General features: G+C 71.3%; 10 protein-coding genes. All 10 read right to left on the bottom strand.

The genetic code is table 11. The annotated features are described in order from the left end of the window. Window positions 1-75: 75 nt before the first annotated feature. Window positions 76-2250, bottom strand: a complete 2175-nt coding sequence (locus tag KSP35_RS25170; protein ID WP_305853097.1) for an ABC transporter ATP-binding protein — start codon at window positions 2248-2250, stop codon at window positions 76-78. Further along, a complete protein-coding gene (locus KSP35_RS02425) occupies window positions 2250-3287 on the bottom strand; it encodes an ABC transporter permease (RefSeq protein ID WP_216998654.1) in 1038 nt (345 codons plus the stop codon). The genes KSP35_RS25170 and KSP35_RS02425 overlap by 1 nt, the downstream gene beginning before the upstream one ends. 2 nt (window positions 3288-3289) lie before the next feature. Continuing rightward, a complete protein-coding gene (locus tag KSP35_RS02420; RefSeq protein WP_216998653.1) occupies window positions 3290-4291 on the bottom strand; it encodes an ABC transporter permease in 1002 nt (333 codons plus the stop codon). Window positions 4292-4428: 137 nt separating this feature from the next. Continuing rightward, window positions 4429-6180: an ABC transporter substrate-binding protein gene (locus KSP35_RS02415; protein WP_216998652.1), complete on the bottom strand. Its 1752-nt coding sequence runs from the start codon at window positions 6178-6180 to the stop codon at window positions 4429-4431. A gap of 472 nt (window positions 6181-6652) precedes the next feature. After that, window positions 6653-7435, bottom strand: a complete 783-nt coding sequence (tpiA, locus tag KSP35_RS02410) for a triose-phosphate isomerase (protein ID WP_216998651.1) — start codon at window positions 7433-7435, stop codon at window positions 6653-6655. Between the two features lie 77 nt (window positions 7436-7512). After that, window positions 7513-8646 carry a phosphoglycerate kinase gene (gene pgk, locus KSP35_RS02405; RefSeq protein WP_216998650.1) on the bottom strand — a complete coding sequence of 378 codons (1134 nt, stop codon included), beginning with the start codon at window positions 8644-8646 and terminating at the stop codon, window positions 7513-7515. 19 nt (window positions 8647-8665) lie between these two features. After that, window positions 8666-9676, bottom strand: coding sequence for a type I glyceraldehyde-3-phosphate dehydrogenase (gap, locus tag KSP35_RS02400; RefSeq protein WP_216998649.1), 1011 nt, complete (start codon window positions 9674-9676; stop codon window positions 8666-8668). Between the two features lie 116 nt (window positions 9677-9792). After that, complete coding sequence (yvcK, locus tag KSP35_RS02395; RefSeq protein WP_216998648.1) at window positions 9793-10704, bottom strand: gluconeogenesis factor YvcK family protein; 912 nt, start codon at window positions 10702-10704, stop codon at window positions 9793-9795. Beyond that, window positions 10701-11558: an RNase adapter RapZ gene (gene rapZ, locus KSP35_RS02390; RefSeq protein ID WP_216998647.1), complete on the bottom strand. Its 858-nt coding sequence runs from the start codon at window positions 11556-11558 to the stop codon at window positions 10701-10703. Before rapZ ends, yvcK begins: the two co-directional genes overlap by 4 nt. A 55-nt stretch (window positions 11559-11613) precedes the next feature. Then, on the bottom strand, window positions 11614-13209 hold the full coding sequence (locus tag KSP35_RS02385; RefSeq protein WP_216998646.1) for a hypothetical protein: 1596 nt from the start codon (window positions 13207-13209) through the stop codon (window positions 11614-11616). Window positions 13210-13218 lie beyond the last annotated feature (9 nt).

Raw genomic sequence — 13218 nt, 5'->3', positions numbered from 1 at the left:
CCCGTCTCCGAGGGCTTGACCACTCTACAGATCCTCCCCCGCCCGTCGGGCATCACGGGAGGCTGCAGCACCGGGTCAGGTGGGGAGGGCGGCGCCGATCTGGACGGGGGTCTCCACCGGGTGGTGGCAGGCGAAGCTGTGGGACGCGTCGCCGGTGAGCTCGGGCTCCTCGACCTCGCAGATCTCGGTGGCCTTCCAGCAGCGGGTGCGGAAGTGGCAGCCACTGGGCGGGTTGATCGGGCTGGGGACGTCGCCCTCGAGGATGATGCGCTGGCGCACCCGCTCGAGCGCCGGGTCGGGGATCGGGACCGCCGACATGAGGGCCCGGGTGTAGGGGTGGCGGGCCTCCTTGTAGATCTGCTCCCGGGTGCCGATCTCGACGATCTTGCCCAGGTACATCACCGCCACGCGGTCGGAGATGTGGCGGACCACGGAGAGGTCGTGGGCGATGAAGAAGTACGCCATCCCTCGCTCCTCCTGCAGCTTGCGCAGGAGGTTGACCACGCCGGCCTGGATGGAGACGTCGAGGGCGGAGACGGGCTCGTCGAGCACGATCAGCTCGGGCTCCACGGCCAGGGCCCGGGCGATGCCCACCCGCTGGCGCTGGCCGCCGGAGAACTCGTGGGGGTAGCGGCCGGCGTGCTCGGGCGAGAGGCCCACCACCCGCAGCAGCTCCGACACCTCGGCCCGGCTGGCGGCCCGGTTCTTGCCCTGGTGGATGAGGAACGGCTCGGCCAGGGCCTCCCCGATGGTCATGCGGGGGTTCAGCGACGCGTACGGGTCCTGGAAGACCATCTGCACCCGGCTGCGGAACTTCCGCTTGTCCTGCTTCTCGAGGTCGGCGACGTCGTCGCCGGCGAGCAGCACCTGGCCGCCGGTGGACGGCAGCAGGCGCATGAGCACCCGACCGAGGGTGGACTTGCCACAGCCCGACTCCCCCACCACGCCCAGGGTCTCGCCCCGCTCGAGGGTGAACGAGACGCCGCTGACGGCCTTGACCGTGCTGCGGCTGAGGCCGAGCACGCCGATGCGGGGGCCGAGGAAGCGCTTCTCGACGTCGATGGCCTGCAGCAGCGGGACGGCGCTGGCCGCCGACGCCTCGCGAGGGCTGGTGACGGCCACGGGCGTGGCGGTGCCGGCCGCTTGGGCCCGGGCTGCGGCTTGGCCGCTGGTGTCGTCGCCCGGGTTGCCGGTGGCGCCGCGGGTGAGCAGGCCGGCGGCGATGAGCTCGTCGGCCCGGTGGCAGGCGGCCACGTGGCCGCTCAGGTGCTCGACGGTGGGCGGGACCACGCTCATGCAGCCGGCGGCCTCGCTGGCCCACTTGCACCGCGGGTGGAACGAGCAGCCCGACGGCGGGTTGAGCATCGACGGCGGCTGGCCGCCGATGGGCACCAGCGGCTCGTCGACGTCGCCGTCGAGGCGGGGCAGCGAGCTGAGCAGGCCGGCGGTGTACGGGTGGGCGGTGGCGTCGAACACGTCGTCGACGGTGCCGCCCTCGACCATGCGGCCGGCGTACATGACGGTGATGCGGTCGGCCATGCCGGCCACCACGCCGAGGTCGTGGGTGATGAGCACGACGGCGGTGTTGAGCCGCTCGGCGAGGTCGACGAGGACCTCCAGCACCTGGGCCTGGACGGTCACGTCGAGGGCGGTGGTGGGCTCATCGGCGATGATCAGCTTCGGGTCGCACGACAGGGCCATGGCGATCATGGCCCGCTGGCGCATGCCGCCGGAGAACTCGTGGGTGTACTGGTCGACCCGCTTGTCGGGCTGCGGGATGCCCACCAGGTCGAGCATCTCGATGGCCCGCTTGCGGGCGTCGGCCTTGGAGATCTTGCGGTGGACCTGGATCATCTCGATGATCTGGTGGCCCACCTTGTACACCGGGTTCAGGGCGGTGAGCGGGTCCTGGAAGATCATGGCGATCTCGCCGCCGCGCACCTGGCGCATGCGGCTGGCCTTGGCCGCCAGCAGGTCCTCGCCGTCGAAGGTGATGGTGCCCTCGACGGTGGCCGACGGCGGCAGCAGCTTGAGGATGCTCATGGCCGTCACCGACTTGCCGGAGCCGGACTCGCCCACGATGGCCAGCACCTTGCCGGGCTCGATGGAGAAGTCGACGCCCCGGACGGCCTGCACGGCGCCGTCGTCGGTGCGGAAGCTCACGGTGAGGTCGCTCACCTCGAGCAGGGGGCGACCGGCCGGCGGCGCGGTGCCGTCGGAGGCCGAGGGGGTGATCAGCGCGTCGGCCATCAGATGTCCTTCACGTCGAGGGCGTCACGGAGGCCGTCACCCACCAGCAGGAAGCCCAGCACCGTGATCACGATGCCCATGGCCGGGAAGAAGAGCAGGTAGAAGGACGTGGTCACCTCGGTCTGCGCCTGGGCGACCATGAGCCCCAGCGACGGGGTGGGGTCGGAGATGCCGACGCCCAGGAAGCTCAGCGCCGCCTCGGCCAGGATGGCCGAGCCGATGCCGACGGCCACCAGCACGATGACCGGCTGGAACACGTTGGGCAGCACGTGGCGGATGATGATCCGCTTGGTGGGCACGCCGATGGCCTTGGCGGCCTCGACGTACTCCAGCTCGCGCACCTGCAGGAACCCGGCTCGCACCGTTCTGGCCGTCTGCAGCCAGGCGGTGATGGCGAGGGTGATGATCACCGCCGCCAGGCCCTTGCCGATGATGGTCACCATCACCAGCGCCAGCACGAAGTACGGGATGCCGAGGAGGATGTCGACGAAGCGCATGAGGATGGTGTCGGACCAGCCCCGGAACCAGCCGGCGATGGCGCCGACCACGATGCCGATGAGCGTCTCGACGGCGGTGGCCACGAAGCCGATGAACAGCGACAGGCGCACGCCGTAGACCACCCGGGCGAACACGTCGCGGCCCAGGCGGTCGGTGCCGAACCAGTGCTGGTTGGTGGGGCGCTCCCGGGAGAGGCCCCGCTGGCTGAGCGGGTCCTTCACCACGAAGGGGCCCACGATGGCCACCAGCAGCAGGAACGCCACCAGCAGGAGGCCGAACATGGCGAGGCGGTTGCGGCGGAACCGGCGCCAGGCGTCGGCCGCGAGGGACCGGCTGGGGCCGACGTCGTAGAGCGAGGCGTCCAGGTCGACCGGCTCGCCGCCGGCGCCGTCGCCGCCCAGGCCGCCTTCGAGGCCGGCCAGCTCGGCGACGCCCTGCTCGCCCTCGCTGGTGGTGGCGTGGCCGCCGACGTTGACCAGCTCTTGGGCGCCGGTGGTGATGGGCTCGCCCGGGTGCCCGGGAGGTGTGGTGAGGTCCATGTTCAGTCGTCCCCCAGTCGGACGCGGGGATTGAAGTAGGCGTAGGAGAGGTCGACGAGCAGGCTGGCCACGCCGTAGACGAACGTGACGATGAGGGTGAGGCCCAGCACGACGTAGATGTCGCGGTCCTTGGCGGCCGCCACGATCTGCGAGCCCAGGCCGCCGAGGTTGAACACCGTCTCGGTCAGCACCGCGGCGCCGACCATGGTGCCGAAGTCGATGCCCAGCACGGTGATCACCGGGATCATGGCGTTGCGCAGCACGTGGCGGCGCATGACCTTCTTCTCGTTCAGGCCCTTGGCCCGAGCGGTGCGCACGTGGTCGAGGCGCATGGTCTCGAGCATCGACGTGCGGGTGATGCGGGCGAGGATGGCGGTGCTGACCGAGGCCAGCACGAACGCCGGCTGCACCAGCGCCTTCCACGTGTCGCCCCGGGGGATCACGCCCAGGAACCACTGGTCCGAGCCCAGCCCCCGGGTGGGGAACCGGGCCCACTGCGGCCAGTCGTGCTGGAACGCGTAGACGCCGGTGACCTGCTTGATCAGGTAGGCGAGCACGAACACCGGGATGGCCGAGGCCACCACCGCCCCGATGGTGGTGACGTAGTCGCCGATGGAGTTGCGCCTCCGGGCTGACAGCATGCCGCCGCCGATGCCCACCGTCGCCTCGATGATCACCGCCCAGAAGGCGAGCCGGAAGCTGGTGGGGGCCTTGGCCTTGGCGATGTCGAGCACGGGCTCACGGGTGCGGAAGGACTCCTTGAAGTCCCCCGTCAGCACGCCGGAGAAGTAGTCCTTGTACTGCTCGGGCTTGGACTTGTCGAGGCCGAACCGGACCTCGAGGTTCTTCACGACCGACGCCGGGGGGTTCCGGGATCCGCCACCGGAGGCCATGCGCTCGGCGGGGTTGCCGGAGATCACGAAGAACAGGACGAACAAGATCGTCGCACCGCCCCAGAGCACCAGGAGGAGCTGCAGGGTTCGGCGGATCAGGAAGGAGGCCATGGGTTGACTCGGTTCGCGTCAGGTCTGGCAGCGACGGGGACGGGGGGTGAACGGTACGACGGGCGGTGGAGGGCGCCGGGGGCCGGGCCTTGCGGCCCGGCCCCCGACCTCACTGCTCCACCGGTGGTGCTACGGGATCACCCGTCGACGGCCACGCGCTCCCAGAGCATGATGCCCAGCGGCGGCTGGTCGAAGTTCTTCACCCGGTCGTTGAAGACCTGGCCGCCCGTGTAGTACACGAGCGGGACCGTGGCGGTCTGCTGGTTGAGGAGGATGTCCTCCGCCTCGTTGTAGAGCTCGCCACGCTTCGTGTCGTCGGTCTCGGCCTGAGCGGCCTTGATGGCCTTCTCGAAGTCGGCGTTCTCGAAGCGACCGAAGTTGTTCGCCCCGATCGAGGCCTTCGAGAAGAGGTCGACCATGAAGTTGCCGTAGGTCGGGTAGTCGGCGTACCAACCGGCCCGGCACAGCTGGCAGCCACCCGGCTCGGCGACGACCTTGAAGTAGTCCTCGGCCACGCCGCCGAGGTCGGCGTCGATGCCCAGGTTGTCCTTCAGGTTGGCCTGGACGATCTGGGCCACGTCACCGTGGGAGCCGCCCTCGTTGAAGTCGATGCGGATCGGCTTGGTGAGCTTGTTGCCCGCGTCCTGCCACTCCTTGTAGAGCTTCTTGGCTTCCTTCACGTCGAGCTTGGTGTACTTCGACAGGTCGGCCTTGAAGCCGGGGATCCCGGGCGGCACGATGCCGGTCGAGATCTGGCGGGTGCCCTCGTAGACCTTGGTGTTGATCTCTTCCCGGTCGATGGCGAGGGAGATGGCCTGGCGGAGCTTCACGTTCTCCGGGCCACCCACCTGCGGGTCGTCCTCACCGAAGTCGAAGTAGTACGAGCCCACGTTGGGGTCCTCGACGGTGTTGTTCTTGTAGGCCGCGAGGGCGTCCTTGTACTTGCCGGACGGCACGGGGGCGTCGTCGCCTTCGCCAGCCTCGAAGGTCTGGTAGGCGGTCTCGACGTCGAGCGAGGCCTTGAACACCAGCTTGTCGAGGTGGACCTCGGTGTCGCCGTAGACGTTGCCGGCCCACTTGGGGTTCGGCACCAGCGTGGTGTCGGCGTCGGCCGTGGTGGCCGACTCCAGCATGAAGGGACCGTTGCCGATGGTGAGGCCCTTGGTGCCCCAGCCGGTGGTCTGGCCGATCTTGGCCAGGTCCTTCTTGTTCGCCGGCGAGAAGAACGGGTGGCTCACGATCGACGGGAAGTCGGCGTTGGGCGAGGCCAGGGTGACCTTGAGGGTCCCGGCGTCGTCATCGGCGACGATGGAGTCGAGGGTGTCGAGGTCACCGGCCTGCAGCTTGTCGCCGTCCTTGATGTAGGCGATCAGGTAGCCGTAGGGCGAGGCGAGCTTGGCCGAGCCGGCCCGCTCCCAGGCGTCCTTGAAGGAGCTGGCGAGCACCGGGGTGCCGTCGGAGAAGACCTGGTCCTTCTTCAGCTTGAAGGTGAACTCGGTGGCGTCGTCGTTGCCCTCCCAGGACTCGGCGACGGCGCCCTTGAGCTCCGGGTTGCACTTGTCGCTGAAGTCGAAGTCGGTCAGGCCGTCGAAGAGCGAGGTGGTGATCTGCGACTCGTTGAGGGTCTGCACCACGCCGGGGTCGAAGCTGGTGTTGGTGCCGGAGTCGGCCATGAAGGCGTAGTCCGTGAACGTGCCGCCCTTGGGTGCGTCCTTGTCGTACTCGAGCTTGCCGCAGGACGTGGTGTCGAGCGCGGCGTTGTCGGTGCTCTTCTGCGTCGTCTTGGTGGCGCCGTCCGAGCCTTCGCTCGAATCACCGCACGCGCTGGCGATGAGCGTCAGCGCGAGGGCTCCGGCCAGAAGACCGGATCGGAACGTTCGTTGTGCCATGGATTGCCTCCGAAGGGGAGCGAGGGAGAGGAGACGCCGGACGGGTCGGGGGACCCGTCCGGTTCTCGTGATGTTCGGCTGCCGGATGCCCGGACGCTGCCGGGGCGAAACCGTAGCCCCTGGTTGGTGGCCATGCGTCAAATCCCGCCGCGCAAGACGTGCATCGGTTGGGGCGGTCGCTGGACGATTCGTGCAGCTCGGACGCGGCGTGCTGGGCAAACCGCGCAGAACAGGTGCACCTCCCGACGTGACATGTGGCCGATGGGCCAGGTTGAAAACGCTCTGTGTCCAACCCCGTCGACCTGGTATCGACCCGCCCGCGGGGGCCGCCGGGGCCGTGACCTGGGCGCGGGGGTGTCCCCCGCCGCCCACCTCCCCCAAACCCGTCACCGGCCCCCGGGCGCGCCGGAGGGGCCCTCGCGGGCCCCTCCGGGATGGCTCGTGGCGGCGGCCGGCGGCCGCGTGGCGCCGGTCAGGCGGAGCGGAACTGCACGATGCCGGCGAAGTCCTCGGCCACCAGGGCGGCACCGCCGACGAGGGCGCCGTCGATGTCGGGCTGGGCCATGAGCTCGGGGGCGTTGGCCGCCTTGACCGAGCCGCCGTACTGGATGCGCACCGACGCCGCGGCGTCGGCCCCGGCGACCTCGGCCACCACCGAGCGCACGTAGGCGCACACCGCCTGGGCATCCTCGGCGCTGGCGGTGCGGCCGGTGCCGATGGCCCAGATCGGCTCGTAGGCCAGGACCAGGCCGGCCACCTGCTCGGCGGCGATCCCGGCCAGCCCGGCGCGGATCTGGCCGCCGACCTTGTCCTCGGTGCTGCCGGCCTCGCGCTCTTCGAGCGTCTCGCCGCAGCACACGATGGGGGTCATGCCCCACTTGAGGATGGCCTTGGCCTTGGTGTTGACCATCTCGTCGGTCTCGCCGAAGAGCTCGCGCCGCTCGGAGTGGCCCACGATGACGTAGCTCACGTTCAGCTTGGCCAGGAACGCCGGGGACACCTCGCCGGTGAAGGCGCCCTTCTCCTCCCAGTGGCAGTGCTGGGCGCCCAGGGCGATCGGGACGTCGTCGGCCTCGAGCACGGTCTGGACCGAGCGCAGGTCGGTGAAGGGCGGGTGCACCGAGACGTCGACCGCGTCGGTGTCCTCCTTGTGCAGCAGGTAGGCCAGCTTCTGGATCGTGGAGATCGCCTCGAAGTGGTTGTGGTGCATCTTCCAGTTGCCCGAGATGAGCGGCGTGCGGGTGACCTTGGCCATCGTGTTTCCGATCGTTGGAGTTCGGGAGGAGCGGAGGAGCGGCGGGTGGGGCGGTCCGGCGGGCCGGGCCCGCCCGGTCAGCCGGCGTTCGGCGCGGACCGCAGGGCGGCCAGGCCGGGCAGGTCGCCCTGCTCGAGCAGCTCGAGGGACGCGCCGCCACCGGTGGAGACGTGGTCGATCTGGTCGGCCAGGCCGAACTGGGCGGCCGCCGCCGCGCTGTCGCCGCCGCCGACGATGGTGAAGCCGCGGCAGTCGGCCACGGCCTCGGCCACGGTGCGGGTGCCGGCCTCGAAGCGGGGGTCCTCGAACACGCCCATGGGCCCGTTCCAGAGGACCTGGCGGGCCTCGGCGATGACGTCGGAGAACTCCGCCGCGGTGCCGGGGCCGATGTCGAGGCCCATCCAGCCGTCGGGCAGGCTGCGGCCGAACTGGCGCACCTCGCCGCCGGCCGACGGGTCGCCGATCTTGCCGCCGGGGCCGAGCGCGGTGATGTCGGACGGGAGGTGGATGGTGGCGCCGCTGTCGAGCAGCGCCTTGCAGGTGTCGACCTGGTCCTCCTCGAGCAGCGAGGAGCCCACCTGGTGGCCGAGGGCCTTGAGGAAGGTGAAGCACATGCCGCCACCGATGACCAGCCCGTCGGCCACCTCGAGCAGCGCCTCGATCACGCCGAGCTTGTCGGACACCTTGGAGCCGCCGAGGATGGCGATGAAGGGCCGCCGGGGCTCGTTGCGGGCGCCGAGGAGGACCTCGACCTCCTTCTCGAGCAGGCGCCCGGCCGCCGACGGCAGGGTCTGCGGCGGGCCCACGATGGAGGCGTGGGACCGGTGCGAGGCGCCGAAGGCGTCGTTGACGTAGGCGTCCTGGCCCTCGACCAGCTGGGCCACGAAGGCGGCGTCGTTGCCCGTCTCCCCCGCGTCGAAGCGCAGGTTCTCGAGCAGCTGGACGCCCGGTGCGAGCTCGGCGAGCCGAGCGCGCACCGGGTCCATCGAGTACTGCGGATCGGGGGTGCCCTTGGGCCGACCCAGGTGCGAGCAGGCCGTGACCGTGGCCCCCTGCTCCTGGAGCCACCGCAGGGTGGGCAGCGCGGCGGTGATGCGGAGGTCGTCGGTGATCTGGCCGTCGCGGATGGGCACGTTGAAGTCGCAACGCACCAGGACCCGCTTGCCGGCGAGGTCGCCGAGGTCCTCGAGTTGGGGAACCCCGTTGATCATGTGGTCGGTACCGAGCCGGCTACTTGTTCGCCGCGCCGACGATCTTGGCGAGGTCGACGAGGCGGTTGGAGTAGCCCCACTCGTTGTCGTACCAGCCGAGGATCTTGACCAGGTTGCCCATGGCCATGGTGAGGCCGGAGTCGAAGGTGACCGAGTACGGCGTGCCGACGATGTCGGACGAGACCAGCGGCTCCTCGGAGTACTTGAGGATGCCCTTCAGGCGACCGTCGGCAGCGGCGGCGGCGAAGGCGGCGTTGACCTCTTCGACCGTGACGTCCTGCTTGAGCAGGCCGGTGAAGTCGGTGATGGAGCCGACCGGGATCGGCACCCGCAGCGAGGTGCCGTCGAGCTTGCCCTGCATGGACTGCAGGACGAGGCCGGTGGCCCGGGCGGCGCCGGTGGAGGTGGGCACGATGTTGACCGCGGCGGCGCGCGCCCGGCGGAGGTCCGAGTGAGGGCCGTCGACCAGCTGCTGGTCGCCGGTGTAGGCGTGGATGGTGTTCATGAGGCCCTTCTCGACGCCGAAGGCGTCGTCGAGGACCTTGATCATGGGCACGAAGCAGTTGGTGGTGCAGGAGGCGTTCGACACCACGATGTGGTTCTCCGGATCGAAGGTGTCGTCGTTGACGCCCACCACGAAGGTGGCGTCCGCGCCGGTGGCCGGGGCCGAGATGATGACGCGCGGGGCGCCGGCCTCGACGTGGGCGGCGGCCTTCTCACGGCTTGTGAAGAAGCCGGTGGACTCGATCACGACGTCGACGCCGAGGTCGGCCCAGGGCAGCTTGCCGGGATCGCGCTCGGCCAGGATCTTGATGACGTCGCCGTCGACCTCGATGCCGTCCTCGTGGACCTTGACGTCACCGTCGAAGCGGCCCATGACCGAGTCGTTCTTCAGGAGGTGCGCCATGGTGTCGACCGAGCCGAGGTCGTTGGCGGCCACGAAGTCGATGTCGGCGCCCTGCTCCTTCACGGCACGGAAGAAGTTGCGGCCGATGCGGCCGAAGCCGTTGATCCCGACGCGGATGGTCATGTGGTGGAGCTCCTGTGGTGGGTCGTGGGCAGTCCCCGCCGTCCGGTGACGGGTGTCCCCTGCTCGCTTCGGAACCTACTTGAACGCAGGAAACCGGGGCGAAACAACGAGGAGCGTCAGACGAGGGCCGCCAGCGCCGTGGCCAGGCGCTCCGGCTGGTGCACCAGGCCCCGGTCGTCGGCCACCTCGGCCTCCACGACCCGGACCCCGTCGAGCGCGGTCCCGTGCCCGGCGGCCGCCGTCCCGCGCCCGCCGCCGAGCCCGGTGCGGCACAGCACCACGTCGACCGCCACGTGGTGCTCGGCGAGGGCCCGCACGTGGTCCGAGAGGGTGAAGCCCTCGGTCTCGGGGACCTGGGGGCGGAGGTTGGCGACGTAGACCCGCGTGGCCGACGTGGCGGCGAGCGCCTCGCGCACGGCCGGCACGATGGCCGCGGCCAGGACGCTGGTGAAGAGCGAGCCCGGCCCCACCAGGACCTGGTCCGCGGCGAGGATGGCGTCGGCCACCGCGTCGGGGGAGCCGGCGTCGGCCGGCACCAGGCCCAGGCGGGACACGCCGCACGCGTTCTGCACGGCCACCTGGCCCACCACCCGGGCGGCATCCGGGCGGGCGCCGGCCAGCCAGCCCTCGAGCGCCACCGGGCCGGTGGTGGCGGGCAGCACCCGGCCGGCTGCACCCACCAGGCGCCCGACCTCCTCGACGGCGGCGGTGAACCCCACCTGCTGGGCCAGGGCGGCGAGCAGGAGGTTGCCGAACGCGTGGCCGCCGAGGAGCTCGTCGCCCTCGGCGAAGCGGTGCTCCAGGCTCTGCCCCAGCGGCGAGTCGTCGTCGGCCAGGGCGCTGAGGCAGCGACGGACGTCGCCCGGCGCTGGCAGGTCGGGCAGCGCGGCGCGCAGGCGGCCCGACGAGCCGCCGTCGTCGGCCACCGACACCACCGCGGTGATGTCGCCGGCGTACCGGCGGGCGGCGCGCAGGGACGCGGCGAGGCCGTGGCCGCCCCCGAGGGCGACCACGCGTGGTCCGGTCATCCGCCCTTGGCCACGTCGCGGTGCGCCACGCCGGGGGCGAGGCCGCGGCCCTCCATGCGGCGGGCCACCTCCTCGGCGATGGCGACGGAGCGGTGCCGGCCGCCCGTGCAGCCGAACGCCAGGGTGAGGTACGCCTTGCCCTCCGCCTGGTAGGCGGGCAGCAGCACGTCGAGGAGGCCGTCGAGGCGGTCGAGGAAGCCGTGCGCCAGCTCCGAGCCCAGGACGTAGTCGCGCACCGGCTCGTCCTGGCCGGTCTGCGGACGCAGGTCGTCGACCCAGTGCGGGTTTGGCAGGAAGCGGCAGTCGAGGACCATGTCGACATCGGCGGGCAGGCCGTGCTTGAAGCCGAAGGACAGCACGGTCACCTGCATGCCGGGCGTGGCGTCGTCGTCGGCGAAGAGCTGCTCCACCCGCTCGCGGAGCTGGTGGACGTTGAGGTCGCTGGTGTCGACCACCACGTCCGACAGGGCCCGCATGTGGTCGAGCGCCAACCGCTCCTGCTCGATGGCCGCACCCAGGAGGGCGCCGGCACTGGCCGGGTGGCGGCGGCGGCTGCTCTCGTAGCGCCGGATGAGCACGTCGCTGCGGGCGTCGAGGAACAGCACCCGCACCCGCGACCCCGAGGAGCGCAGGTCGTCGAGCATGGCCTCGAGCTCGCCGGTGTCGGAGTTGGAGCCCACGACGAAGGCCACCCGGCTGATGTCGGAGCCCGGCAGCAGGGCCAGCTCCCCCACCTTCGGCATGAGCGCCACCGGCATGTTGTCGATGACGAACCAGTCCTGGTCCTCGAGCACGTCGGCCGCGGTGGAGCGCCCTGCGCCCGAGAGGCCGGTGATCACCGCGAAGTCGGTCACGCGGCCGAGCGTACCGGTGGCCCCGACCCGGCTCGGACCGCCGCGCCCGCTCGGCTCAGGCGGGGTGGGGCCCGGGCGTGCCGCTGGTGATGGCCGAGCCGGTGCTGACCGGCAGGGCGATGAGGGCGGCGATGGCCGCGCCCACCAGGGCGGAGATGGTGATGGCCCCGCCCCACAGGGCCTCGCCCCACTGGAGCCGGTCGTCGTGGCCGAGCGTGGCGAAGGTGGCCGCCCACATGGCGGCGCCCACGGCCGCGCCCGTCAGGGAGGCGCCGATGCGCCCCAACGTGGGGCGGCCCAGCAGCGCCATGCACACCTCGGCGGCCAGGCCCGCGGCCACGAAGCCGACCGTGAGCGGGTTGAACACGTCGATCGACGACGTGTCGCCGATGCCGCCGGACCCGCTCACGAACAGCGGGGGCAGGCCGAGCAGCACGAACCCGGCCAGCAGGACGCCCGGGACGAGGCGGAACCGCACCAGCAGCACGACCACCGCGGTGGCCAGCACCGCCGCGGTCCACACCGCGATGCCGAGGCCCCGCACCGTGTCGTAGTCCTGGACCGACTCCCCCACCAGCGGCTCGATGTAGCCGGCCTGCAGCGACAGGCCGCCCGACAGCGGCGACAGGTAGCCGGTGAACAGGCTGGTGACCAGCACGGTGGACACCACCGAGACCATGGCGGCGATCGAGGCCACCACGCCGAGGCGCCGGGCCTCGCGCTTCCAGAGGACCACCACCGGGGCGGTGAGCAGGAAGGCCAGGCCGGTGAACACCACCAGGTGCGGCGGGCTCACCAGCGCCTCGACCGCGGCCTCGGTCCCGAAGACGTGGTGCCACGTGGCGTCGCACACGCCGCCGAAGGACAGCAGCCCGAAGCCGATGGTGCCGGTGGAGACCGAGCCGACGTAGCCCGGCCCACGGCGCACGGCGCCGAAGCCGATGAACAGGCCCACCGACAGCACGCCGCCGTAGAGGACGAGGTGCCAGCCGGAGATGAAGTCGTTGTTGAGCGACCCCGGGTTCTGGAGGTGGCGGGAGATGTCGCCGGCCAGCCCGATGGTGGTCACCAGCACGCAGACGATGAACACCGCCAGCTCGCCGTCGGTGACCTTGGGGTTGCCGGGCCCGGGGAGGAACGGTTCCAGCTGGCGCTTCAGGGGCTTCACGTGGGCTCCTTCGGCCGGAGCCCCCCCGTAGAGGGCGCCGACCAGGCAGGCGGCGGTGTAGGCGGCGACCACGCTCCAGACGAGGTGGTCGGTGGTGTGGTCGAGGTAGCGGACGTAGCCGAGGCCGGCGGCGATGGCTCCCGCACCGGAGAGGACCATCTGGCGCACCGGCGAGTACGCGATGCGGCCCAGGTTGTCGAGCACGAACTCGATCACGCCCGGGAGCGGGAACAGCCAGAGGACCCAGGCGTCGATGCGGTGGGGCCACCACGAGCCGATGCCGATGGCGATGCCCGACACCAGGGCCAGCGGGTACAGGACGAGGCAGCGGCGGCAGACGTGGAGCCCGCCCACCACGGCGCACCGGTCGTAGGTGTGGGGCCAGTGGTGCGACAGCCACATCGGCGTGTCGGGCAGGGCCGGCTCGGGCTCGTCGGACCAGCGGTCCTTGCCCGCCGAGGACTCGTCGTAGGGCGGGCTCACCGTGGGCTC

Source organism: Aquihabitans sp. G128 (genome assembly GCF_019048865.1).
Taxonomy (GTDB): domain Bacteria; phylum Actinomycetota; class Acidimicrobiia; order Acidimicrobiales; family Iamiaceae; genus Aquihabitans.
The sequence above is the reverse complement of the archived record's forward strand: the minus strand, read 5'-3'. Positions and strand labels throughout refer to the sequence as shown.